We start from the raw sequence: 442 nt of genomic DNA on the forward strand, positions 1-442 counted from the left end.
CGGGGCTTTGCCGTTGTGGCCTCCGAGGTGCGGGCACTGGCCCAGCGGTCCTCCGAGGCCGCGAAAGAGATCAAGACGTTGATCTCGGCCAGTTCCGAACATGTGGAATCAGGGGTCTCTCTGGTGAACCGCACCGGCGAGGCGCTGACCGATATCGTCGAGCGCGTCAGCAACATCGCCGAACTGATCGGCGACATCGCGACCGGTGCGCAGGAACAGTCGGTGGGGCTTGGCGAGATCAACGTGGGCGTGACCGAGCTTGACAAGGTGACCCAGCAGAATGCCGCCATGGTCGAGGAGGCGACCGCGGCCAGCACCACGCTCAAGCAGGAGGCATCGACGCTGCAGCAACTGGTGGCACGGTTCCGTCTTCGGAACGCGGCGCCCGGCCGGCCGGCGGCGCGGCCGGCCCCTTCCGCCCGCCCCGAAGCTGCGCCCGCCG

Annotated in this window: 1 protein-coding gene; it reads left to right on the forward strand. The window is 68.6% G+C overall.

The features are described 5' to 3' along the window. Positions 1–442, forward strand: a 442-nt coding sequence (locus DSD19_RS21130; RefSeq protein ID WP_243628206.1) for a methyl-accepting chemotaxis protein, incomplete at both ends; no start/stop codon positions are given.

The sequence above is a fragment of the Rhodovulum sp. BSW8 genome, assembly GCF_003314725.1.
GTDB classification, from domain to species: domain Bacteria; phylum Pseudomonadota; class Alphaproteobacteria; order Rhodobacterales; family Rhodobacteraceae; genus Rhodovulum; species Rhodovulum visakhapatnamense.